Source organism: Microvirga arsenatis (assembly GCF_009910705.1).
In the GTDB taxonomy this organism is placed as follows: Bacteria; Pseudomonadota; Alphaproteobacteria; order Rhizobiales; family Beijerinckiaceae; genus Microvirga; species Microvirga arsenatis.
Genome location: NZ_JAAAXJ010000010.1, coordinates 67710 through 90051 on the forward strand (window position 1 = coordinate 67710; position 22342 = coordinate 90051).

The 22342-nt window shown below is 63.9% G+C and carries 33 protein-coding genes; 32 read left to right on the plus strand and 1 reads right to left on the minus strand.

All coding sequences use genetic code 11. The features are described 5' to 3' along the window. Window positions 1-14: 14 nt before the first annotated feature. Window positions 15-1655: a glycosyltransferase gene (locus GR303_RS17275; RefSeq protein WP_161724263.1), complete on the minus strand. Its 1641-nt coding sequence runs from the start codon at window positions 1653-1655 to the stop codon at window positions 15-17. A gap of 457 nt (window positions 1656-2112) precedes the next feature. Between GR303_RS17275 and rpsL the strand changes: the two genes are divergently transcribed. From rpsL to GR303_RS17435, 32 genes are all read left to right on the plus strand, one after another. After that, entirely contained in the window at window positions 2113-2484 is a 372-nt protein-coding gene (gene rpsL, locus GR303_RS17280; RefSeq protein ID WP_009764294.1) for a 30S ribosomal protein S12, read from the plus strand. Between the two features lie 34 nt (window positions 2485-2518). After that, window positions 2519-2989 carry a 30S ribosomal protein S7 gene (gene rpsG, locus GR303_RS17285; protein WP_161724265.1) on the plus strand — a complete coding sequence of 157 codons (471 nt, stop codon included), beginning with the start codon at window positions 2519-2521 and terminating at the stop codon, window positions 2987-2989. A 19-nt stretch (window positions 2990-3008) separates the two neighbouring features. Then, a complete protein-coding gene (gene fusA, locus GR303_RS17290) occupies window positions 3009-5084 on the plus strand; it encodes an elongation factor G (RefSeq protein ID WP_161724266.1) in 2076 nt (691 codons plus the stop codon). A gap of 44 nt (window positions 5085-5128) precedes the next feature. Continuing rightward, on the plus strand, window positions 5129-6319 hold the full coding sequence (gene tuf, locus GR303_RS17295) for an elongation factor Tu (protein ID WP_161724247.1): 1191 nt from the start codon (window positions 5129-5131) through the stop codon (window positions 6317-6319). 66 nt (window positions 6320-6385) lie between these two features. Continuing rightward, entirely contained in the window at window positions 6386-6694 is a 309-nt protein-coding gene (gene rpsJ, locus GR303_RS17300; RefSeq protein ID WP_009764298.1) for a 30S ribosomal protein S10, read from the plus strand. A 47-nt stretch (window positions 6695-6741) separates the two neighbouring features. Beyond that, window positions 6742-7470 (plus strand): 50S ribosomal protein L3, encoded by a 729-nt coding sequence (gene rplC, locus GR303_RS17305; protein ID WP_161724268.1) that lies wholly within the window; start codon window positions 6742-6744, stop codon window positions 7468-7470. Then, window positions 7470-8090 carry a 50S ribosomal protein L4 gene (rplD, locus tag GR303_RS17310; protein ID WP_161724270.1) on the plus strand — a complete coding sequence of 207 codons (621 nt, stop codon included), beginning with the start codon at window positions 7470-7472 and terminating at the stop codon, window positions 8088-8090. The genes rplC and rplD overlap by 1 nt, the downstream gene beginning before the upstream one ends. After that, a complete protein-coding gene (locus GR303_RS17315) occupies window positions 8087-8383 on the plus strand; it encodes a 50S ribosomal protein L23 (protein ID WP_036358344.1) in 297 nt (98 codons plus the stop codon). Before rplD ends, GR303_RS17315 begins: the two co-directional genes overlap by 4 nt. A gap of 20 nt (window positions 8384-8403) precedes the next feature. Further along, entirely contained in the window at window positions 8404-9240 is an 837-nt protein-coding gene (gene rplB, locus GR303_RS17320) for a 50S ribosomal protein L2 (RefSeq protein WP_161724272.1), read from the plus strand. A 15-nt stretch (window positions 9241-9255) separates the two neighbouring features. Then, window positions 9256-9534: a 30S ribosomal protein S19 gene (gene rpsS, locus GR303_RS17325; RefSeq protein WP_036358350.1), complete on the plus strand. Its 279-nt coding sequence runs from the start codon at window positions 9256-9258 to the stop codon at window positions 9532-9534. 1 nt (window position 9535) lies between these two features. Continuing rightward, a complete protein-coding gene (gene rplV, locus GR303_RS17330; protein WP_161724274.1) occupies window positions 9536-9916 on the plus strand; it encodes a 50S ribosomal protein L22 in 381 nt (126 codons plus the stop codon). Window positions 9917-9927: 11 nt separating this feature from the next. Then, window positions 9928-10632: a 30S ribosomal protein S3 gene (gene rpsC / locus GR303_RS17335; RefSeq protein WP_036352970.1), complete on the plus strand. Its 705-nt coding sequence runs from the start codon at window positions 9928-9930 to the stop codon at window positions 10630-10632. 24 nt (window positions 10633-10656) lie between these two features. After that, window positions 10657-11070 (plus strand): 50S ribosomal protein L16, encoded by a 414-nt coding sequence (gene rplP, locus GR303_RS17340; protein WP_027317110.1) that lies wholly within the window; start codon window positions 10657-10659, stop codon window positions 11068-11070. A gap of 10 nt (window positions 11071-11080) precedes the next feature. Continuing rightward, on the plus strand, window positions 11081-11293 hold the full coding sequence (gene rpmC / locus GR303_RS17345; protein WP_161724276.1) for a 50S ribosomal protein L29: 213 nt from the start codon (window positions 11081-11083) through the stop codon (window positions 11291-11293). Window positions 11294-11304: 11 nt separating this feature from the next. Next, window positions 11305-11544: a 30S ribosomal protein S17 gene (rpsQ, locus tag GR303_RS17350; protein ID WP_161724278.1), complete on the plus strand. Its 240-nt coding sequence runs from the start codon at window positions 11305-11307 to the stop codon at window positions 11542-11544. Window positions 11545-11710: 166 nt separating this feature from the next. Next, window positions 11711-12079: a 50S ribosomal protein L14 gene (gene rplN / locus GR303_RS17355; RefSeq protein WP_027317113.1), complete on the plus strand. Its 369-nt coding sequence runs from the start codon at window positions 11711-11713 to the stop codon at window positions 12077-12079. Beyond that, window positions 12079-12396 (plus strand): 50S ribosomal protein L24, encoded by a 318-nt coding sequence (gene rplX, locus GR303_RS17360; RefSeq protein WP_161724280.1) that lies wholly within the window; start codon window positions 12079-12081, stop codon window positions 12394-12396. The genes rplN and rplX overlap by 1 nt, the downstream gene beginning before the upstream one ends. Then, on the plus strand, window positions 12389-12955 hold the full coding sequence (gene rplE, locus GR303_RS17365) for a 50S ribosomal protein L5 (RefSeq protein ID WP_161724281.1): 567 nt from the start codon (window positions 12389-12391) through the stop codon (window positions 12953-12955). Before rplX ends, rplE begins: the two co-directional genes overlap by 8 nt. Window positions 12956-12994: 39 nt before the next feature. Beyond that, window positions 12995-13300 (plus strand): 30S ribosomal protein S14, encoded by a 306-nt coding sequence (rpsN, locus tag GR303_RS17370; RefSeq protein ID WP_161724283.1) that lies wholly within the window; start codon window positions 12995-12997, stop codon window positions 13298-13300. Window positions 13301-13314: 14 nt separating this feature from the next. After that, window positions 13315-13710 carry a 30S ribosomal protein S8 gene (rpsH, locus tag GR303_RS17375; RefSeq protein ID WP_161724285.1) on the plus strand — a complete coding sequence of 132 codons (396 nt, stop codon included), beginning with the start codon at window positions 13315-13317 and terminating at the stop codon, window positions 13708-13710. A gap of 37 nt (window positions 13711-13747) precedes the next feature. After that, window positions 13748-14281 (plus strand): 50S ribosomal protein L6, encoded by a 534-nt coding sequence (rplF, locus tag GR303_RS17380; protein ID WP_161724287.1) that lies wholly within the window; start codon window positions 13748-13750, stop codon window positions 14279-14281. 12 nt (window positions 14282-14293) lie between these two features. Further along, window positions 14294-14656: a 50S ribosomal protein L18 gene (rplR, locus tag GR303_RS17385; protein ID WP_161724289.1), complete on the plus strand. Its 363-nt coding sequence runs from the start codon at window positions 14294-14296 to the stop codon at window positions 14654-14656. Window positions 14657-14720: 64 nt separating this feature from the next. Beyond that, a complete protein-coding gene (gene rpsE / locus GR303_RS17390; protein ID WP_036353003.1) occupies window positions 14721-15290 on the plus strand; it encodes a 30S ribosomal protein S5 in 570 nt (189 codons plus the stop codon). 14 nt (window positions 15291-15304) lie between these two features. Further along, window positions 15305-15511, plus strand: a complete 207-nt coding sequence (gene rpmD, locus GR303_RS17395; RefSeq protein ID WP_161724291.1) for a 50S ribosomal protein L30 — start codon at window positions 15305-15307, stop codon at window positions 15509-15511. A 10-nt stretch (window positions 15512-15521) separates the two neighbouring features. Next, window positions 15522-15995 (plus strand): 50S ribosomal protein L15, encoded by a 474-nt coding sequence (gene rplO, locus GR303_RS17400; protein WP_161724293.1) that lies wholly within the window; start codon window positions 15522-15524, stop codon window positions 15993-15995. Between the two features lie 105 nt (window positions 15996-16100). Continuing rightward, window positions 16101-17438 carry a preprotein translocase subunit SecY gene (gene secY / locus GR303_RS17405; protein ID WP_161724295.1) on the plus strand — a complete coding sequence of 446 codons (1338 nt, stop codon included), beginning with the start codon at window positions 16101-16103 and terminating at the stop codon, window positions 17436-17438. A gap of 55 nt (window positions 17439-17493) precedes the next feature. Continuing rightward, the gene (locus GR303_RS17410; RefSeq protein ID WP_161724297.1) at window positions 17494-18075 is read left to right on the plus strand and encodes an adenylate kinase; all 582 of its coding nucleotides are present in this window, start codon (window positions 17494-17496) and stop codon (window positions 18073-18075) included. 194 nt (window positions 18076-18269) lie between these two features. After that, window positions 18270-18638 carry a 30S ribosomal protein S13 gene (gene rpsM / locus GR303_RS17415; RefSeq protein WP_116529236.1) on the plus strand — a complete coding sequence of 123 codons (369 nt, stop codon included), beginning with the start codon at window positions 18270-18272 and terminating at the stop codon, window positions 18636-18638. A 78-nt stretch (window positions 18639-18716) separates the two neighbouring features. Further along, complete coding sequence (gene rpsK / locus GR303_RS17420; RefSeq protein WP_009764323.1) at window positions 18717-19106, plus strand: 30S ribosomal protein S11; 390 nt, start codon at window positions 18717-18719, stop codon at window positions 19104-19106. An 89-nt stretch (window positions 19107-19195) separates the two neighbouring features. Then, on the plus strand, window positions 19196-20218 hold the full coding sequence (locus tag GR303_RS17425; RefSeq protein WP_425487122.1) for a DNA-directed RNA polymerase subunit alpha: 1023 nt from the start codon (window positions 19196-19198) through the stop codon (window positions 20216-20218). A gap of 120 nt (window positions 20219-20338) precedes the next feature. Continuing rightward, the gene (rplQ, locus tag GR303_RS17430) at window positions 20339-20761 is read left to right on the plus strand and encodes a 50S ribosomal protein L17 (protein ID WP_161724301.1); all 423 of its coding nucleotides are present in this window, start codon (window positions 20339-20341) and stop codon (window positions 20759-20761) included. A gap of 144 nt (window positions 20762-20905) precedes the next feature. Then, window positions 20906-22312, plus strand: a complete 1407-nt coding sequence (locus GR303_RS17435; RefSeq protein WP_161724303.1) for a Do family serine endopeptidase — start codon at window positions 20906-20908, stop codon at window positions 22310-22312. The last annotated feature ends 30 nt before the right edge of the window (window positions 22313-22342 follow it).

Below are 22342 nucleotides of genomic sequence, written 5' to 3' on the forward strand. Positions count from 1 at the left end.
TCGGGCGGCCTTTTTTATGGTTGCTCGATGCTCAAGAGGCCAAGCTTAGCCAGCCAGAGAAGGCTGTGCACCGTCAGGGCGGCGGGCAAATCCTTGCGGGCTGCGACGAAATCCTTGACCGTCACTCCCTCGGAACCGACCTTCCTCCATATCTCCAACATCATGGCAGGATTGATGTCGGGTGAGGCATTCACGAGGGCGATCCTGAGGGCAAGGCGCTCCGCTGCTTCCGCCTCGCCCAGTTCTCGGGGGCGCTTGAACCGGAACTGGCCTGAGAACCCCTCTGATGGGAAACCGGCGAAGAGGTCGAAGGGATCGGGGCGGGCCGGCCATGAGCCGGGGGAGGGCGAGGAGGCCGTTTCTCCTGCAGACCTCATGGCGGCAAGCTCCTGCCAGAGTTCCTCATAGGCTCTGACGATCACCTTCCAGTCGAAGAGTTCCCTCGCCCGGGCGGCCCCGTTAGCCCCCAGGCGGCGGCGCAGATCCGGGTCGGAGGCGAGACGCTCGAAAGCCGCCGCTGTCTCGTCGATGTCCACCGCCACTGCGGTCGAAGCTTGGCCGATATAGGAATCGTAGCTGTCGATCTCGAGCGCATGGCGCACCGCAAGCCGCTGGCCTGCGCCGGGGGGAGCGGCAATCGTGCGGACGGCAAAGCCGTCGATGCCGTCCCGCACCGTATCCTTGTAGCCATCCCAGTCGGTCACCACCACCGGCAGGCCGGCGGCCATGGCTTCGATGGGAGTCAGGCCGAAGGTTTCCTGAATGTTGTCCGACAGCGAGCAGAACGTATCTGCCGCTGCCCAGGCCTGGGCGCGAAGCTCCGGCTCGCGGCCGTCCAGCACGATGGACCGCACCGAGGGACAGAGCTTGGCCCGAGCCTCGTCCAAGGCTTGGGCGATCGATTCATTGGCGGTCCAGCCGCACTCGATGAGGGTGACTCGGTGACGCGACGCCAAGCGCTCGAGAGCCAGGTACATGGGCGCCGGGTTGGCCTTGGCGTGGAAGGACAGGCGTCCGAGGAACAGAACGGCGAACTCCCCCGGCTGAAGTCCCAGCTTCGATCGGGCGGCATCCCGATGGCTCCCGTGCCTGGCCTGAGCCTCGCAATCCACCCCAAGCGGTATGATCGGAAGCTGCGGTTTGACGAACCGGGTGGCTCCCAGGCGCCTGGAGAGATACTCCTCCTGCCGCGCAAACAGCTTCTGAATCACCTCGCGGGACGCCTTCGAGGTGCAGATTATCGCATCCCACGGCTGGACCGGCGCCGTCAGGAGATCCGTGATCCCGTCCATGGCTCGGGCGGAGGAAAGGGTGTGGTTCACCCCGCACAGGCTCCAGGACCGGGAGCCATGGAGCTCCCGCTGCCAGGCTTGGCCCGCATTGATCGGACTTGGTGTGAACAGGCAGCCCACCTGCCGCAAGGCCGCAGCCCTGGCTGACACGATGAAGCTCGGTGAGCTATCGGGCCGGAACTCTTTGACGAAGCTGCAGAATTCCTGCCCGATCTTGGCATTTCGGACATAGCCGATCAGCCGGTCCCCGGAGCTATGCCGGGCAAAGGCGGAGAGGAAGCCATGGCCTGCGAAATGGCGGCCCATGGGCTTGCCATGGGTCACCTGATACGCTTCCGCTTCAAAATGGATTGCTGCTGTCACGAAGGCGGCCCTCAGAACATTCCGTTACTGCATAACCTTGCTCTTGCCCCGGCGAAAGCCCATATGAACGGCACGAAAACGGGGTTCACCTTACGAAAGAGGGGCTCTCCGGGATCGTTAGCGAAAAGTGTTGACTTTCCGCGACTCGAACGCTAGAGAGACCGGACTTTCCGGCTGGCCGTAGGTTTTCGCCAGTCGAGGCGCCTAGCTTCGACCGATGCCACCTAAACGCTGCCGAATTCAACCTTGACTGACACTTGTCAGATTTAGGGCACGACCGCGGTGAGAAAGATCGTGGTCCTCTGCAATCGCACCGCGCCAGGGGCTTTACCCAAGTCAATGGCGTGGCTTCGTTTTGTGCAACCTGAAAGGTCCGCAGAAACGTCGAAATGCGGCGTTGAACCGTTGAAGACACTCAAAGGCCACCGGGTCGGTGGCTGGTGAAAGAGGGCACAGGATGCCAACGATCTCTCAGCTGATCCGCAAGCCGCGGACGGCGCAAAAGAGCCGGAACAAGGTCCCCGCGCTTGAGGCCTGCCCGCAGAAGCGCGGCGTGTGCACGCGCGTCTATACCACGACCCCGAAGAAGCCGAACTCGGCTCTGCGTAAGGTCGCCAAGGTTCGTCTGACGAACGGATTTGAAGTCATCGGGTACATCCCGGGTGAAGGTCACAACCTTCAAGAGCACTCCGTGGTCATGATCCGCGGCGGCCGCGTGAAGGACCTTCCGGGTGTCCGCTACCACATCCTGCGCGGTGTCCTCGACACCCAGGGCGTGAAGAATCGTAAGCAGCGTCGTTCGAAGTACGGCGCGAAGCGGCCGAAGTAAGCCGTCAACTGTCAATTAAGGTCGGAGTCAGCTCATGTCCCGCCGCCATAGCGCCGAGAAGCGTGAGATCATCCCGGATCCGAAGTTCGGGGATGTCGTCGTCACGAAGTTCATGAATTCCATCATGTACGACGGCAAGAAGTCCGCTGCCGAGCGCATTGTCTACGGTGCGTTCGACGTCATCGAGAGCCGCGCCAAGGCCAATCCGCTTGAGGTCTTCAAGCAGGCCCTGGACAACGTCGCCCCGGCGATCGAGGTCCGTTCCCGCCGCGTCGGCGGTGCGACCTACCAGGTCCCGGTCGAGGTTCGTGCCGAGCGCCGCCAGGCTCTCGCGATCCGCTGGATCATCCAGGCTGCCCGCGGCCGCAACGACAAGACCATGGTCGAGCGCCTCTCCGCCGAGCTGCTCGACGCCTCCAACAACCGCGGCAATGCCGTGAAGAAGCGCGAAGACACCCACCGTATGGCGGAAGCCAACCGTGCGTTCTCGCATTACCGCTGGTAAAGGCCTGAGGAGCTGAGCGATGCCCCGCACGCACGCGATTGAGGACTACCGCAACTTCGGCATCATGGCCCACATCGATGCCGGCAAGACCACCACGACCGAGCGCATCCTGTACTACACCGGTAAGTCCCACAAGATCGGTGAGGTGCACGAGGGTGCCGCCACCATGGACTGGATGGAGCAGGAGCAGGAGCGTGGCATCACGATCACGTCCGCTGCCACCACCTGCTTCTGGAACGGCAAGCGCCTGAACATCATCGACACCCCCGGCCACGTCGACTTCACCATCGAGGTCGAGCGTTCGCTGCGCGTGCTCGACGGCGCCGTCTGCGTTCTTGACGGCAACCAGGGTGTCGAGCCCCAGACCGAGACCGTCTGGCGCCAGGCCGACAAGTACGATGTTCCGCGTGTCGTGTTCGTCAACAAGATGGACAAGACCGGCGCTAACTTCTTCAAGTGCGTCGAGGACATCGTGAAGCGCGTGGCCGGCAAGCCCGTCTGCCTTCAGATCCCGATCGGGGCTGAGAGCGACTTCAAGGGCATGGTCGATCTGATCAAGATGAAGGCCCTGGTCTGGTCGGGCGAGGCGCTCGGCGCCTCCTTCGACGAGGTCGAGATCCCGGACGACCTGAAGGACCAGGCCGCCGAATACCGCGCGAAGCTCGTCGAAGCTGCGGTCGAGATGGACGACGAGGCCATGATGGCCTACCTGGACGGCCAGGAGCCCGACGAGGCCACCCTGCGCCGCCTGATCCGTACGGCCGTGCAGCGCCGCGCCTTCCACCCGGTTCTCTGCGGCTCCGCGTTCAAGAACAAGGGCGTTCAGCCCCTGCTCGACGCCGTCGTCGATTTCCTGCCGTCCCCGGCGGATCGCGGCGAGATCAAGGGCATCGACTTCAAGACCGAGGAAGAGACCGTTCGTCGGCCTTCCGACGACGAGCCGTTCGCCATGCTCGCCTTCAAGATCATGGACGACCCCTTCGTCGGCACCATCACCTTCTGCCGCGTCTATTCCGGCAAGGTGAATGCGGGCGATACGCTCCTCAATTCCTCGCGCGACAAGAAAGAGCGCGTCGGCCGCATGCTGCTCATGCATGCGAACAACCGTGAGGACATCAAGGAGGCTCATGCGGGCGACATCGTCGCTCTCGCGGGCCTCAAGGAAGTCCGCACCGGCGACACGCTCTGCGACCCGAACAAGGCCGTCATCCTTGAGCGCATGGAGTTCCCGGAGCCGGTGATCGAGATCGCCATCGAGCCGAAGTCGAAGGCCGACCAGGAGAAGCTGGGCCTTGCCCTGTCGAAGCTGGCTGCCGAGGACCCGTCCTTCCGCGTCTCGACCGACCAGGAGTCGGGCCAGACGATCCTGAAGGGCATGGGCGAGCTTCACCTCGACATCAAGGTCGACATTCTCCGTCGCACCTACAAGGTCGACGCGAATGTGGGCGCTCCGCAGGTTGCCTATCGTGAGACGATCACGAAGAAGACCGAGGTGGACTACACCCACAAGAAGCAGACCGGCGGTACGGGCCAGTTCGCCCGCGTGAAGCTGGTTGTCCAGCCGAACGAGCCGGGCGCAGGCTTCTCGTTCGAGTCCAAGATCGTCGGCGGCGCGGTGCCGAAGGAGTATATCCCGGGCGTCGAGAAAGGCCTCCAGTCGGTGATCGGTGCCGGCGTGGTCGCCGGCTTCCCGGTGGTCGACATCAAGGTCGAGCTCGTCGACGGTGCGTTCCACGAAGTCGACTCGTCGGCTCTGGCCTTCGAAATTGCCTCCCGTGCGGCTCTTCGCGAGGCGCTCCAGAAGGGCGGTTCGGTTCTGCTCGAGCCGGTGATGAAGGTCGAGGTCACGACGCCTGAGGACTATACGGGCTCGGTGATCGGCGATCTGAACTCCCGCCGTGGTCAGATCCAGGGTCAGGACATGCGCGGCAACGCCGTGGTCATCAATGCGATGGTCCCGCTCGCCAACATGTTCGGCTACGTCAACACCCTGCGCGGCATGAGCCAGGGTCGCGCGAGCTACACCATGCAGTTCGACCACTACGAGCAGGTGCCGTCGAACGTGGCTGCCGAGGTTCAGGCGAAATACGCCTGAACCCACTAAGCGAATATTGAACGAACAAAGGAACGGGTGCCACGATGGCGAAGGAAAAGTTTGAGCGGACGAAGCCGCACTGCAACATTGGGACGATTGGTCACGTTGACCATGGCAAGACGTCTCTGACGGCGGCGATTACGAAGGTTCTGGCGGAGTCGGGCGGGGCGACGTTTACGGCCTACGACCAGATCGACAAGGCTCCGGAGGAGAAGGCGCGCGGGATCACGATCTCGACGGCGCACGTGGAGTACGAGACCACGAACCGGCACTATGCGCACGTGGACTGCCCCGGCCACGCCGACTACGTGAAGAACATGATCACGGGCGCGGCGCAGATGGACGGCGCGATCCTGGTGGTGTCGGCGGCCGACGGCCCGATGCCGCAGACCCGCGAGCACATCCTTCTGGCGCGCCAGGTGGGCGTGCCGGCGCTGGTGGTGTTCATGAACAAGGTCGACATGGTGGACGACGCCGAGCTGCTCGACCTGGTGGAGCTGGAGGTGCGCGAGCTTCTGTCGAAGTACGACTTCCCCGGCGACGACATTCCGATCGTGAAGGGCTCGGCCCTGTGCGCTCTGGAGGACCGCCAGCCTGAGATCGGCCGCGACGCGGTGCTCAAGCTGATGGCCGAGGTGGACCGTTACATCCCGCAGCCGGAGCGTCCGGTGGACCAGCCGTTCCTGATGCCGATCGAGGACGTGTTCTCGATCTCGGGCCGCGGCACGGTGGTGACGGGCCGCGTCGAGCGCGGCATCATCAAGGTGGGCGAGGAAGTGGAGATCGTGGGCCTGCGCGACACGCAGAAGACCACGGTGACGGGCGTCGAGATGTTCCGCAAGCTGCTCGACCAGGGCCAGGCGGGCGACAACGTGGGCGTTCTGTTGCGCGGCACGAAGCGCGAGGACGTGGAGCGCGGCCAGGTGCTGTGCAAGCCGGGCTCGATCCGTCCGCACACGAAGTTCAAGGCCGAGGCCTACATCCTGACGAAGGAAGAGGGTGGCCGTCACACGCCGTTCTTTGCCAACTACCGTCCGCAGTTCTACTTCCGCACGACGGACGTGACGGGCGTGGTGAAGCTGCCGGAGGGCACCGAGATGGTGATGCCGGGCGACAACATCACCATGGAGGTGGAGCTGATTGCCCCGATCGCCATGGAGGAGAAGCTGCGCTTCGCCATCCGTGAGGGCGGCCGCACCGTCGGCGCCGGCGTCGTCGCCGCCGTCATCGACTAAGTTTTGAGGATCAAAGGATGGCGGCCGGGTTTCGGCCCGGCCGCTCCCTTGTTGAATGGATAAGCCATGAACGGTCAAAACATTCGTATTCGCCTTAAGGCGTTCGACCATAGGATCCTCGACGCTTCGACACGGGAAATCGTGTCGACCGCGAAGCGGACCGGCGCTCAGGTTCGCGGGCCCATCCCGCTGCCGACGCGCATCGAGCGCTTTACGGTGCTTCGCTCGCCGCACATCGACAAGAAGTCGCGCGAGCAGTTCGAGATGCGCACTCACAAGCGTGTTCTCGATATCGTGGACCCCACCCCGCAGACGGTTGATGCTCTGATGAAGCTCGATCTCGCTGCTGGTGTGGACGTGGAAATCAAGCTCTGAGCCGTCGGGCTTGGAGCTTTCGGTAGACACGCCGAGAGGATACGCACATGCGCTCAGGCGTCATTGCACAGAAAGTCGGGATGACCCGCATCTTCACGGATGCCGGCGAACATGTCCCGGTCACGGTTCTGAAGGTCGACAACTGCCAGGTCGTCGCCCACCGGACCATGGAAAAGAACGGCTACACCGCGCTGCAGGTCGGCGTCGGCAAGGCCAAGGTGAAGAACGTTTCGAAGGCCGAGCGCGGGCGTTTCGCCGTCGCGCAGGTCGAGCCGAAGCGCAAGCTCGCGGAGTTCCGCGTCTCCGAGGATGCCGTCATCCCGGTGGGCGCCGAGATCACCGCCGATCACTTCGTCGTCGGTCAGTTCGTGGACGTCACGGGCATCACGACGGGTAAGGGCTTCGCCGGCGGCATGAAGCGCTGGAACTTCGGCGGTCTGCGCGCCTCCCACGGCGTGTCGGTCTCGCACCGCTCGATCGGTTCGACCGGTGGCCGCCAGGATCCGGGCAAGACGTTCAAGAACAAGAAGATGCCGGGTCACCTGGGTGTCGAGCGCGTCACGACGCAGAACCTGCGCGTGGTGTCGACCGACGTCGAGCGCGGTCTGATCCTCGTCGAGGGCGCCGTTCCCGGCGTTGCCGGCGGCTGGATCTTCGTCCGCGACGCGGTGAAGCGCAAGCTGCCTGCAGAGGTGCCGATGCCCGGCAAGTTCCGCACGGCGAACGATGCTGCGCCGGCCGCCCAGGCTGAGCAGGCCCAAGAGGAGAATGCGTGATGAAACTCGATGTCACCACGCTTGAGGGCACCACGGCCGGTTCCGTCGACCTGAACGAGGCCATTTTCGGTCTCGAGCCACGCGCCGATCTGCTGGCCCGCTGCGTCCGCTGGCAGCTCGCGAAGCGCCAGGCCGGCACGCACGCCGTGAAGAACCGCTCGGATATCGATCGGACCACGAAGAAGCTCTACAAGCAGAAGGGCACCGGCAGCGCCCGTCACGGCGCCGCGAGCGCTCCCCAGTTTCGGGGCGGCGGTCGTGCCTTCGGCCCGCAGGTCCGCAGCCACGCGCACGATCTGCCCAAGAAGGTCCGCGCTCTTGCCCTGAAGCATGCGCTCTCGTCCAAGGCTAAGGACGCTTCGCTCGTCGTCATCGACGACGTGAAGCTCGCCGAGCCGAAGACGAAGGCTCTTGTCGAGCGCTTCGGCAAGCTCGGCCTCGCCAACGCCCTGATCATCGGCGGCGCTGAGATCGAGGCGAACTTCCAGCGGGCTGCTCGCAACATCCCGAACATCGACGTCCTGCCGGTGCAGGGCATCAACGTCTATGACATCCTGCGTCGCGAGAAGCTCGTTCTCACGAAGTCGGCTGTCGATGCGCTGGAGGCGCGCTTCAAATGAGCCTGGACCCGCGCCATTACGATGTGATCGTAAGCCCGGTCATCACCGAGAAGGCTACGACCCTGTCCGAGCAGAACAAGGTCGTCTTCAAGGTCCGACTGGATGCGACGAAGCCGCAGATCAAGGAAGCGGTGGAGAAGCTGTTTGATGTCAAGGTGAAGAGCGTCAACACGCTCGTCACTAAGGGCAAAGTGAAGATGTTCCGCGGCACCCGCGGCCAGCGGTCGGACGTGAAGAAGGCGGTCGTTACCCTCGCTGAGGGCCAGACCATCGACGTCACGACGGGCCTCTGATCGGTTGAGAGAGTGATCCGATGGCTTTGAAAACCTTCAAACCAATCACCCCCGGCCTGCGCCAGCTGGTGATCGTGGACCGCAGCGAGCTCTACAAGGGCAAGCCGGTCAAGAAGCTGACGGAGGGCAAGAGCTCCTCCGGCGGCCGCAACAACCTGGGTCGCGTGACCGTTCGCTTCCGCGGCGGCGGTCACAAGCGCACCCTGCGTCTGGTCGACTTCAAGCGTCGCGCCCGTCTGGGCGATGTGGCGACCGTGGAGCGGATCGAGTACGATCCGAACCGCACCGCCTTCATCGCGCTGATCCGCTACGCCGACGGCGAGCTGTCCTACATCCTGGCTCCGCAGCGTCTGGCTGTGGGCGATCAGGTGTCGTCCGGCGAGCAGGTCGACATCAAGCCGGGCAACGCGATGCCGATCGGCAACATGCCGGTGGGAACGATCATCCACAATGTGGAGCTGAAGGTCGGCAAGGGTGGCGCTCTGGCGCGCTCCGCCGGCACCTATGCCCAGATCGTGGGTCGTGACCAGGGCTACGTGACGGTCCGCCTGAACTCCGGCGAACAGCGCCTGGTCCATGGCCAGTGCTTCGCCAGCGTCGGCGCGGTGTCGAACCCGGACCACATGAACACCTCGATCGGCAAGGCTGGTCGCAACCGCTGGCTCGGCAAGCGTCCGCATAACCGCGGCGTTTCGATGAACCCGATCGACCACCCGCACGGTGGTGGTGAGGGTCGCACCTCCGGCGGACGCCATCCGGTGTCCCCGTGGGGCGTGCCGACCAAGGGCAAGAAAACCCGTTCGAACAAGCGGACCGACAAGTTCATCGTGTCGAGCCGCCACGCTCGGAAGAAGTAAGGATAGAGGCACGTCATGGCACGTTCGCTTTGGAAGGGTCCGTTCGTCGACGGCTACCTCCTCAAGAAGGCCGAGGCTGCCCGTTCCTCGGGCCGCAACGAGGTTATCAAGATCTGGAGCCGCCGCTCCACGATTCTCCCGCAGTTCGTGGGCCTCACGTTCGGGGTCTACAACGGTCAGAAGCATATTCCCGTCTCCGTGAGCGAGGAAATGGTGGGTCATAAGTTTGGCGAGTTCTCGCCGACCCGCACGTTCCACGGCCACGCGGCGGACAAGAAGGCGAAGAGGAAGTAAGATGGGTAAGGCCGCGACTCCTCGCGCGCTGAGCGACAACGAGGCTCAAGCCGTCGCTCGCATGCTGCGCGTCAGCCCCCAGAAGCTCAACCTTGTTGCGGCCCTTATCCGCGGCAAGAAGGTTTCTGCGGCTCTCGCCGATCTCGAGTTCTCCCGCAAGCGCATCGCTCGCGACGTGAAGAAGTGCCTCGAGAGCGCCATCGCCAACGCCGAGAACAACCACAATCTCGATGTGGACGATCTCGTCGTCAGCCAGGCCTTTGTCGGCAAGGCGCTCGTCATGAAGCGCTTCCACGCCCGGGCCCGCGGCCGGGGCGCCCGTATCGAAAAGCCGTTCTCGAACCTCACGATCGTGGTTCGGGAAGTTGCCGAACAGGCATAAAGGAGAACCAGATGGGTCAGAAAGTTAACCCGATCGGTCTTCGGCTCGGCATCAACCGGACCTGGGACTCGCGCTGGTTCGCCGGCAAGGGCGAGTACGCCAAGCTGATGCATGAGGACATGGCGATCCGCGAAGCTCTGATGAAGCAGCTGAAGCAGGCCGCCGTTTCGAAGATCGTCATCGAGCGTCCGCACAAGAAGTGCCGCGTCACCATCCACTCGGGTCGTCCGGGCGTGGTGATCGGCAAGAAGGGTGCCGACATCGAGAAGCTCCGCAAGCTCGTCGCCAAGATGACCGACGCGGATGTGGCGATCAACATCGTCGAGGTCCGCAAGCCGGAAGTCGACGCGACGCTGGTGGCCGACTCGATCGCCCAGCAGCTCGAGCGCCGCGTTGCGTTCCGCCGCGCCATGAAGCGCGCCGTTCAGTCGGCGATGCGTCTGGGCGCCGAGGGCATCCGTATCAACTGCTCGGGCCGTCTGGGTGGCGCGGAAATCGCCCGCCTCGAATGGTACCGCGAGGGCCGCGTTCCGCTGCACACCCTGCGTGCGGATGTGGATTACGGCACGTCCACGGCCTTCACGACCTATGGCACCTGCGGCATCAAGGTCTGGATCTTCAAGGGCGAAATCCTTGAGCACGATCCGATGGCCCAGGACAAGCGGATGAACGACGAAGGAGGCCGCTCCGGTGGCCGCCGCGAGCAAGCGGCGTAACCGAGGGGTCAGGAGAGGTTTGCCATGTTGCAACCGAAGAAAACCAAGTTCCGTAAGCAGTTCAAGGGCCGCATTTCCGGCACTGCGAAGGGCGGTACGGACCTCAACTTCGGCCAGTTCGGCCTGAAGGCGATGGAACCCGAGCGCATCAACGCTCGTCAGATCGAGGCCGCTCGCCGCGCCATCACCCGTGCTATGAAGCGTGCGGGCCGGGTGTGGATCCGGATCTTCCCGGACGTGCCGGTCTCGACCAAACCGACCGAAGTCCGCATGGGCTCCGGAAAGGGCTCGCCCGAGTACTGGGCGGCCAAGGTGAAGCCAGGCCGTATTATGTTCGAGATCGACGGCGTGCCGGAGGATGTCGCCCGCGAGGCGCTTCGTCTGGGCGCGGCGAAGCTCCCGATCAAGACGCGCTTCATCCAGCGCATCGCCGAGTAAGGAGGGGATCATGAAGTCCAAGCAGAGAGCCTCTGATCTCAAGGCCATGTCGGCTGACCAGCTGTCGGACGAGTTGCTGAACCTGAAGAAGGAGCAGTTCAACCTGCGCTTCCAGCGCGCGACCGGCCAGCTCGAGAACACCGGACGCGTCCGCGAAGTCCGCCGGGACATCGCCCGCGTCAAGACGCTGCAGCGCCAGAAGGCGGCTGGGGCGAAGGCTTAAAGGGGATCAAGATGCCGAAGCGCGTTTTGCAGGGCGTCGTTGTCAGCGACAAGCAGGACAAGACGGTCGTCGTGAAGGTGGAGCGTCGCTTTACGCACCCGGTTCTGAAGAAGACCGTGCGTAAGACGAAGAACTACCACGCTCATGACGAGAACAACACAGCCAAGGTGGGCGACACGGTCTTCATCGAAGAGACCCGGCCGCTCTCCAAACTCAAGACCTGGGTGCTCGTCGACCAAGCGAAGGCTTGAAAAAGCCTTCCCTTAGGGGTTGTCTAACGAGGGCGGTTCGTGTATACGGCCGCCTTTCTCGACATATGAAGGGCAGGGGACGTCAGATCCCCGTCAGGCGTAGTCCGGGAGGCAATAGTGCCTTTTGCCCGGAAACCTGTCTGAAACAAAGGAAAGGATCAAAGCCATGATCCAGATGCAGACGAATCTTGACGTCGCCGACAATTCCGGCGCCCGTCGTGTGATGTGCATCAAGGTTCTCGGCGGTTCGAAGCGTAAGTACGCTTCCGTGGGCGATATCATCGTCGTATCCGTGAAAGAAGCTATCCCGCGCGGTCGCGTGAAGAAGGGCGACGTCATGAAGGCGGTCGTTGTGCGCACCGCCAAGGACATCCGCCGTCCCGACGGTTCGGTCATCCGGTTCGACCGCAATGCCGCCGTTCTGATCAACAATCAGAAGGAGCCGGTCGGCACCCGTATCTTCGGCCCCGTTCCCCGTGAGCTGCGCGCCAAGAACCACATGAAGATCATTTCGCTTGCGCCGGAGGTGCTCTAATGGCCGCGAAGATCAAGAAGGGCGACAAGGTCGTCGTCCTGACCGGTCGCGACAAGGGCAAGACCGGTGAAGTCGTGCAGGTGCTTCCGAAGGAAGAGCGCGCGGTCGTCCGCGGCGTGAACATCGTGAAGCGCCACCAGCGCCAGACGGCAAGCTCGGAAGGCGGCATCATCTCCAAGGAGGCGCCGATCCATCTGTCGAACCTGGCCTATGCGGACCCGAAGGACGGCAAGCCGACCCGGGTTGGTTTCAAAATTCTCGAAGACGGCCGCAAGGTTCGTTTCGCCAAGCGTTCGGGAGACCTGATCGATGGCTAAGGCTCAGGTGGACGGCTACACGCCGCGGCTGAAGAAGCACTACGAGGAAGTGGTGCGTCCGAAGCTCATTGAAGAATTCGGCTACAAGAACCCCATGGAAGTGCCGTCGATCGAGAAGATCGTCCTCAACATGGGCGTTGGCGAGTCGACCGCCGACTCGAAGAAGGCTTCGGTGGCGGCTGCCGACCTCGCCCTCATCGCCGGCCAGAAGCCGGTGATCACGCGGGCCCGCAAGGCGATCTCGCAGTTCAAGGTGCGTGAGGGCATGCCGATCGGTGCCAAGGTGACGCTGCGCAAGGCTCGCATGTACGAGTTCCTTGACCGCCTCGTGACCATCGCGCTCCCGCGCGTCCGCGACTTCCGTGGCCTGAACCCCAAGTCGTTCGACGGCCGCGGCAACTACGCTATGGGTATCAAGGAGCACCTGGTGTTCCCTGAGATCAACTACGACCGGGTCGAGCAGGTCTGGGGCATGGACGTCATCATCACCACTACGGCGAAGACTGACGAGGAAGCCCGCGCCCTGCTGCGTCACTTCAACTTCCCGTTCCGGCAGTGAGGATCGCTGTCCTCAGACGCGGACACTGGAGATAAAAGCATGGCTAAGAAAAGCGCTATTGAGAAGAACAAGCACCGTCGTGAGCTGGTGAAGAAGTTTGCCGGCCGCCGCGAGCGCCTCCTGGCGATTGCGAACGACGAGTCGAAGTCCATGGAGGAGCGCTTCGCTGCGCGCCTCAAGCTGGCTGAGCTGCCGCGCAACGCGAGCCCCACCCGCATCCGCAACCGCTGCGAGATCACGGGCCGTCCGCGCGCCTACTACCGCAAGCTCGGCATGTCGCGCATCGCTCTGCGCGAGCTCGGCAACAAAGGCCTGATCCCGGGCCTGGTGAAGTCCAGCTGGTAAGGGGAGGGCATTCGATGATCAACGATCCGTTGGGCGATATGCTCACCCGTATCCGCAACGCGCAGATGCGCCGTCGCGGCACGGTCACCACTCCCGGCTCGAAGCTCCGCGCCCGCGTTCTCGAGGTGCTCAAGAACGAGGGCTACATCCGCGATTTCTCGCAGACCGAGTTCGGGAACGGCCGCACTGAGTTCTCGATCGAGCTGAAGTACTATGACGGCCAGCCGGTGATCCGCTCCATCGAGCGCGTCTCCAAGCCGGGCCGCCGCGTGTATGCCTCCGTCGATACCATGCCTCGCGTGGCCGACGGTCTCGGCATCACCATTCTCTCGACGCCGCAGGGCGTGATGGCCGATCACGAGGCCCGGGAGAAGAACGTGGGCGGCGAAGTGCTCTGCAAGGTCTTCTAAGGCCTCGGCACCCGCACAGAACCACGGAGATTCGAAAATGTCCCGAGTAGGCAAGAAGCCCGTTGCGGTTCCGTCCGGAGTGACGGCTACCGTTGACGGTCAAATGGTGAAGGTAAAGGGCTCGAAGGGCGAACTCTCGTTCCTCGTTCCCGAAGAAGTGTCGGTTGCTCTTGAGAATGGCGCCGTGTCGGTTACCCCGCGCGACGACTCCAAGACGGCCCGTGCGAAGTGGGGCATGTCCCGCGCTCAGGTGGCGAACCTGATCGAAGGCGTGTCCAAGGGCTTCGAGAAGCGCCTTGAGATCAACGGCGTCGGCTACAAGGCCGCCGTTGCCGGCAAGGTGCTGAAGCTGTCGCTGGGCTACAGCCACGACATCGACTACGCGATCCCGGCCGGCGTGACGATCACGACGCCGAAGCCGACCGAGGTCGTCGTTGCCGGCATCGACAAGCAGGTCGTCGGACAGACCGCCGCCGAGATCCGCGAATATCGCGGTCCGGAGCCCTACAAGGGCAAGGGCGTCAAGTACTCCGACGAATTCATCTTCCGCAAGGAAGGCAAGAAGAAGTAAGGACGACGTATCATGGCTGAGAAGAAAGGCGCCGAAGATCGCCGCAAGGCTCGTGTGCGCCGTGCGATCAAGAAGGCAGCGAATGGCCGTCCGCGTTTGTCGGTCTTCCGTTCGTCCAAGCAGATCTACGCCCAGGTCATCGACGACGTGCGCGGCCATACCCTGGCTGCCGCCTCGACGCTCGAGAAGGATCTCAAGGGCAAGCTCAAGACCGGCGCCACCGTCGATGCGGCGAAGGAAGTGGGCAAGCTCGTGGCTGAGCGCGCGGTTGCTGCCGGCGTGAAGCAGGTCGTCTTCGACCGCTCGGGCTACCTCTATCACGGCCGCGTCAAGGCTCTCGCCGACGCTGCCCGTGAAGGCGGTCTGGATTTCTAACGGCGGGTATAATCCGAAAAACCCTTAGCGAGCGGGCCCGCCGCCCGCGCAAGTGAGAGGTCTCATGGCTAGAGAACCCAGAGAACGTGCTGATCGCGAAGAGCGCGACAGCGAATTCGTGGACCGCCTGGTCCACATCAACCGCGTCGCCAAGGTGGTGAAGGGCGGCCGGCGCTTCGGCTTCGCTGCTCTTGTCGTCGTCGGCGATCAGAAGGGCCGAGTCGGCTTCGGCCACGGCAAGGCCCGCGAGGTGCCGGAAGCCATCCGCAAGGCCACGGACGCTGCCAAGCGCTCCATGATCCGCGTTGCGCTGCGCGAGGGCCGCACCCTGCATCACGACGTGAACGGCCGTCACGGCGCCGGCAAGGTCGTGCTCCGTGCCGCTCCCCAGGGTACCGGCATCATCGCCGGCGGCCCGATGCGCGCCGTCTTCGAGGTGGTGGGCATGCAGGACGTCGTCGCCAAGTCTCTCGGCTCGTCGAACCCCTACAACCTCGTCCGCGCGACCTTCGATGCGCTCAAGAACGAAGACAGCCCGCGTTCGGTCGCCGCTCGCCGTGGCCTGAAGGTCTCGACGCTGCAGGCTCGTCGCCGTGACGCTGACGCCAGCGAAGCCGCTGGCGCTGAAGCGTAAGGGAGGCTTTGACAATGGCAAAGAATCCTGCCGCTTCCGGCAAGACCATCACCGTTGAGCAGATCGGCTCGCCGATCCGCCGCGAGGCCAAGCAGCGCCAGACGCTGATCGGGCTTAGGCTCAACAAGCTTCACCGCACCTCGACCTTGGAAGACACGCCGGCTGTTCGCGGCATGATCGAAAAGGTCAAGCACCTCGTGCGCGTTGTCGACGGGCAGTGAGGAGAGCGTCATGAAACTCAACGAAATTCGTGACAACCCGGGTTCCACCAAGAACCGCATGCGCGTGGGTCGCGGTATCGGCTCCGGCAAGGGCAAGACCGGCGGACGCGGCGTGAAGGGTCAGAAGGCCCGAACCGGCGTGTCGATCAAGGGCTTCGAGGGCGGTCAGATGCCGCTTCACCGTCGCCTGCCGAAGCGCGGCTTCAACAAGCCGAACGCGATCGAGCTCAACGAGGTGAATGTCGGCCGCATCCAGCAGGCCGTCGATGCCGGCAAGCTCGACATCGCGGCTCCGGTCACGGTCGAGACGCTGGTGGCTGCCGGTGTGGTCTCCAAGCCGCGCGACGGCGTGAAGATCCTCGGCGTCGGCGAGCTCAAGGCTAAGCTTTCCTTCCAGGTTGCGGGCGCGTCCAAGTCGGCCGTCGAAGCGATCGAGAAGGCTGGTGGCTCGGTCACCCTGCTGGGTGCCGTTGCGCAGGCGTGAGCCCGCGCCCACATTGACTAAGATCCAAGCGGCGGCCCGCGTCTGATCGCGTGGCCGCCGTTTGCGTGATGACCGTCACGTATCAGGTATTTCGGGGACAACACTATGGCCTCAGCAGCCGAGCAACTTGCGGCAAATATCAACTTCGGCGCCATCGCCAAGGCCGATGAGCTGAAGAAGCGCATCTGGTTCACCCTGGGCGCCCTCATCGTCTATCGTCTCGGCACCTACATCCCGTTGCCCGGCATCGATCCGGAGGCGCTGCGGCAAAGCTTCCAGAACGCCAGCGGCGGCGTGCTCGGCCTTTTCAACATGTTCTCGGGCGGCGCCGTGGAGCGCATGGCGATCTTCGCCCTGAACATCATGCCGTACATCTCGGCCTCGATCATCATCCAGCTTCTCACCTCCGTCCTGCCCTCGCTCGAGGCGCTCAAGAAGGAAGGGGAGGCGGGACGCAAGATCCTGAACCAGTACACCCGCTACCTCACCGTGCTCCTGGCGATCTTCCAGTCCTGGGGCATCGCGGTCGGCCTGCAGAGTTCCGGCAGCATCGTCCAGGCGCCCGGGCCCTTCTTCCTGATCTCGACGGTGATCACGCTGACCGGCGGCACCATGTTCCTCATGTGGCTTGGCGAGCAGATCACCTCGCGGGGCATCGGCAACGGCACCTCGCTCATCATCTTCGCCGGCATCGTGGCGAACCTGCCGAGCGCCATCGCCGGAACCCTCGAGCTCGGCCGCCAGGGCGCCATCTCGACCGGGCTGATCCTCGGCGTGATCGTCATGGCGATCGCGATTATCTACTTCGTGGTGTTCATGGAGCGTGCCCAGCGGCGCTTGCTCATCAACTATCCGAAGCGGCAGGTCGGAAACCGGGTCTATGAGGGTCAGACCTCGTTCCTGCCGCTCAAGCTCAACACCTCTGGCGTGATCCCGCCGATCTTCGCCTCGTCGCTGCTGCTCTTGCCGGCCACCATCGCCAGCTTCCAGAGCAACCCGGACGGGACCGGCTTCGTCGCCACGCTGACGGCCTATCTGGGCCACGGCCGCCCCGCCTATATGTTCCTGTACGCGGCGCTGATCGTGTTCTTCGCCTTCTTCTACACGGCCATCGTGTTCAATCCGACGGAGACGGCGGACAATCTGAAGAAGCAGGGCGGCTTCATCCCGGGTATCCGTCCGGGCGAGCGGACGGCCGATTTCATCGACCAGGTCCTCACCCGCATCACGGTGCTCGGTGCCATTTACCTGGTGATCATCTGCCTGATTCCCGAACTGCTGGTGTCCTACGCAGCCTTGCCATTCTACTTTGGCGGCACTTCGCTTCTGATCGTGGTGTCTGTTACCATGGACACGGTTGCGCAGGTGCACGGCCATCTGCTGGCTCACCAGTACGAGGGCCTCGTCAAGAAGGCGAAGCTCAAAGGCGCGCGCAGACGCTAAGATTGAAGCACCTCGCCTGAAGGCGAGCATTCTCGACGAAGTCAGGGGGGCGTCGATGAGGATCATCCTGCTGGGGCCGCCGGGGGCCGGAAAAGGCACTCAGGCCGTGCGTCTGGTCGAGCGGCTGGGGATTCCCCAACTCTCGACCGGCGACATGCTCCGGGCGGCCGTGGCAGCCGGCACGCCGGTCGGCCTCAAGGCCAAGGCGGTCATGGACCGGGGGGAACTGGTCTCTGACGACATCGTAGTCGGCATCATTGCGGACCGAATCGAGGAGCAGGACGCCAAGGGCGGCTTCATTCTCGACGGCTTTCCCAGGACGGTGGCGCAGGCCGAAGCCTTCGACGCCATGCTGGCTGCCAAGGGCCTGAAGCTCGACGCCGTCATCGAGTTCAAGGTCAACGAGGGCGAACTGGTCGACCGGATCGTCAAACGTGCCAAGGAAACGGAAGCCCGCGGTGAGCCCGTGCGCAAGGACGACAACCCGGATGTGTTCAAGACACGGCTCGAAGCCTATCGGAGCCAGACGGCTCCGCTTTCGGCCTATTACGAGCGCACCGGCATGCTGAAGACCGTCGACGGCATGAAGCCGATCGACGAGGTCACCCAGGCGGTCAAGGAAATCCTCGGCCGCTGACTGTGAGGGCTTGACGGACGGGTTAATATCCGATAACCGCAAGCACTTGCACAAGAACCTGCAATCCCGGAGGGTCTCACCAGAAGGCCTCTCTGGATTGTTGCGTTTTTGCATGAACCCGCGCAGGGGCCGGCCTCCACCGGACGCGCGATAACCATAACCCGAAGCATTCGCTTCTCACATGGAGACGGACGATGGCCCGTATTGCAGGCGTCAACATCCCGACCGCAAAGCGCGTTGTGATCGCGCTTCAGTATATCCACGGCATCGGGCCCAAGAAGGCCCAGGAGATCATCGAGAAGGTCAACATCCCGGCCGAGCGCCGCGTGAACCAGCTGACCGACGCCGAAGTTCTGGCCATCCGCGAAACGATCGACCGCGACTACATCGTGGAAGGCGATCTGCGCCGCGAAGTGTCCATGAACATCAAGCGCCTGATGGATCTCGGCGCCTATCGTGGTCTGCGCCACCGTCGCAGCCTGCCCGTTCGCGGCCAGCGCACCCACACCAACGCCCGCACCCGCAAGGGCAAGGCGAAGCCGATCGCCGGCAAGAAGAAGTAAGGTTTCACGGCCGCCCCTGGCGGGCGGCCCTTTCTCCCGAGCGCCTGGCATGACGGGCGCGCTTGAAGGATCTTTGGAATGGCTAAAGAAGCTACCCGCGTCCGCCGCCGCGAACGCAAGAACATCGTCTCCGGCGTGGCGCATGTGAACGCCTCGTTCAACAACACGATGATCACCATCACCGACGCCCAGGGCAACACGATTTCGTGGTCCTCCGCCGGCGCGATGGGTTTCAAGGGCTCGCGCAAGTCGACCCCCTATGCGGCTCAGATCGCCGCCGAGGACGCCGCCCGCAAGGCTGCCGAGCACGGCATGCGCACCCTCGAGGTCGAGGTGTCCGGCCCCGGCTCCGGCCGCGAGTCCGCCCTGCGCGCCCTGCAGTCGGCCGGCTTCACGGTCACCTCGATCCGTGACGTGACGCCGATCCCGCACAACGGCTGCCGCCCGCGCAAGCGTCGCCGCGTCTAAGGTTCTCCGGCGCGTGGGTTCAAAGCCCACGCGCGTTCCGGTTTAAAGGGTTGGCCCGAAGCCTCCCTTCAAGCCGTACCTCATGAGGTGTGGTTGTGATCCAAAAGAACTGGCAAGAGCTGATTAAGCCGAACAAGCTTGAGATCTCTCCCGGCGACGATCCGAAGCGCATTGCGACGATCGTGGCCGAGCCGCTCGAGCGTGGCTTCGGCACGACGCTCGGCAACTCCCTGCGCCGTGTCCTGCTGTCGTCGCTCCAGGGCGCCGCCGTCACCGCGATCCATATCGACGGTGTGCTGCACGAGTTCTCCTCCATCCCCGGCGTCCGCGAGGATGTGACCGACATCGTCCTCAACGTGAAGGCCGTGGCCATCAAGATGCAGAGCGAGGGTGCGAAGCGCATGACGCTCCGCAAGACCGGCCCGGGCGTCGTGACCGCCGGCGATATCAACACGATTGGCGACGTGCAGATCCTGAACCCCGATCTGGTGCTCTGCACCCTCGACGAGGGCGCCGAGATCCGCATGGAGTTCACGGTCGACACCGGCAAGGGCTACGTCCCCGCCGAGCGCAACCGCACCGAGGACGCCCCCATCGGGCTCATCCCGGTCGACTCGCTCTACAGCCCGGTGAAGAAGGTCTCCTACCGTATCGAGAACACCCGCGAGGGCCAGATTCTCGACTACGACAAGCTGATCATGACGGTCGAGACCAACGGCGCCGTGACGCCTGAGGATGCCGTGGCCTATGCCGCCCGCATCCTGCAGGACCAGCTCCAGGTGTTCGTCAACTTCGAGGAGCCCCGCAAGGAAGAGGCTGCCGCCGCTGCGCCGCAGCTGCCGTTCAACCCGGCGCTCCTCAAGAAGGTGGACGAGCTCGAGCTGTCGGTCCGTTCGGCGAACTGCCTGAAGAACGACAACATCGTCTATATCGGAGACCTCATCCAGAAGACCGAGGCGGAGATGCTGCGCACTCCGAACTTCGGCCGCAAGTCGCTCAACGAGATCAAGGAAGTTCTGGCCGGCATGGGCCTGCACCTCGGCATGGACGTGCCGGGCTGGCCGCCGGAGAACATCGAAGACCTCGCCAAGCGCTTCGAGGAGCACTACTGAGTTTGCCGGAGCCGCGGGTAAGGACTTGCGGCTCCCCTAACCGTCCCGCCATCAACAGGGGCACAGAAGAGAGACGGTCCGTCCCTTGGCACGGCGGCCGGAAGATCAAGGAGAAAGCCAATGCGTCACGGATTCCGTGGTCGTCGGTTCAACCGCACGGCCGAACACCGCAAGGCCATGTTCGCGAACATGGCGGCTGCGCTCATCAAGCACGAGCAGATCGTCACCACCCTGCCGAAGGCCAAGGACCTGCGTCCGGTGGTCGAGAAGCTGATCACGCTCGGCAAGCGCGGCGACCTGCATGCCCGCCGTGTCGCCATGTCCAAGCTGCGCGACGAAACGATGGTCAAGAAGCTGTTCGACGTCCTCGGCAAGCGCTATCAGGACCGCAACGGTGGCTACACCCGCGTCCTGAAAGCCGGCTTCCGTTACGGCGACAACGCTCCGATGGCCGTGATCGAGTTCGTGGACCGCGACGTGGATGCGCGCGGCCAGGATTCGGGCCCGACCATGAAGGACGAGCTCGTCGAGGCCGCCGAGTAAGGCGGGCCAAGGCACAGCATTCGAAGGGCGGTCCTCGGGCCGCCCTTTTTCTTTTGTGCGGGCCGGGTCCATATTGAGATGGAGGCTTGGCTTGCCAGGCCGCGCCGATTATCGAGTTCGCCGTTGAACGAAGGAATCGTGGCCATGCGCATGTTGCCGTTTCGCCTGTCCATTGCCGCCATTGCCCTGGCTCTCGGGTACGCAGGGGCACAGGCCCAGACGCAGCGGGTCGTGCCCGAGAGCAAGGCGCAGGTTCAGCTCTCCTTCGCCCCCATCGTCCGGCAGACCGCGAATGCCGTCGTGAACGTCTATGCGAAGCGCAGCGAGCGTCGGCAGAACGCCGCCATTGAGGAATACTTCCGCCGCTTCTTCGGGGACAGCGCACCCGGCATTCCCCGGGGAAGGTCGCAAAGCTCCCTCGGCTCGGGCGTCATCGTCGATCCGTCGGGCCTCGTGATCACCAACAACCATGTGATCGAGAACATGAACGAGGTGAAGGTGGCCCTCACCGACCGGCGGGAGTTCGAGGCGGATATCGTGCTGCGCGACCCCCGCACCGACATTGCCGTACTCAAGCTGAAGGACGCCGCCAACCTCCAGGCGGTCGAGCTCGGCGACTCTGAGGCCCTGCAGGTCGGTGACATCGTGCTCGCGATCGGCAACCCCTTCGGTGTCGGGCAGACCGTGACCCAGGGCATCGTCTCGGCTCTGGCGCGCACCCAGGTGGGCATCTCGGATTACCAGTTCTTCATCCAGACGGATGCTGCCATCAACCCAGGCAACTCGGGCGGCGCCCTGATCGACATGAACGGCCGGGTGGTGGGCATCAACACGGCGATCTATTCCCGCTCCGGCGGAAGCATCGGCATCGGCTTCGCCGTGCCCTCCAGCATGGTCCGGGTCGTGCTCAACTCCGCCAGGGGCGGGGCGAAGAATGTCGTGCGCCCCTGGCTCGGCGCCCGCCTGCAGCAGGTCGACGGCGACATCGCCTCCGGGCTCGGGCTGGAGCGCCCGACGGGCGTGCTGGTGACGGCGGTCTACGACAAGGGGCCAGCCGCCCAGGCCGGTCTGAAGCGCGGGGATGCCATCCTGGCCGTGGACGGGCAGCCGGTGGATAACCCGGATTCCTTCGGCTACCGCTTCACCCTGAAGGGTACCCAGGGACAGACGCCCCTGACCGTCCTGCGGGGCGGCAAGCAGATGAACATCCAGGTCAGGCTCATGCCCCCGCCGGAGGACCCGCCGCGGGATCCGGTGCGCAGCCGGGGCCGGACGCCGTTCGCGGGCGCGACCCTCGTCAACATGTCGCCGGCGGTTGCCGACGAGCTGCAAATCGACATTGCGGATGACGGCGTGGTGATCGCGGATCTCGAGGAGCGCAGCGTCGCTGCCAGCGTCGGGTTCGAGAAGGGGGACCAGATCGTCGCCATCAACGGCGAGCGCCTGGCGAACACCAAGGATGCGGACCGGTTGATCAACCGGAATGGGGGTTATTGGGAGATCACGGTCAATCGCGGCGGGCGGGTCTTCACGACTGTGCTGGGCCGTTAGGCGCGACGCCAGTCCGCAGATCGGCTATGG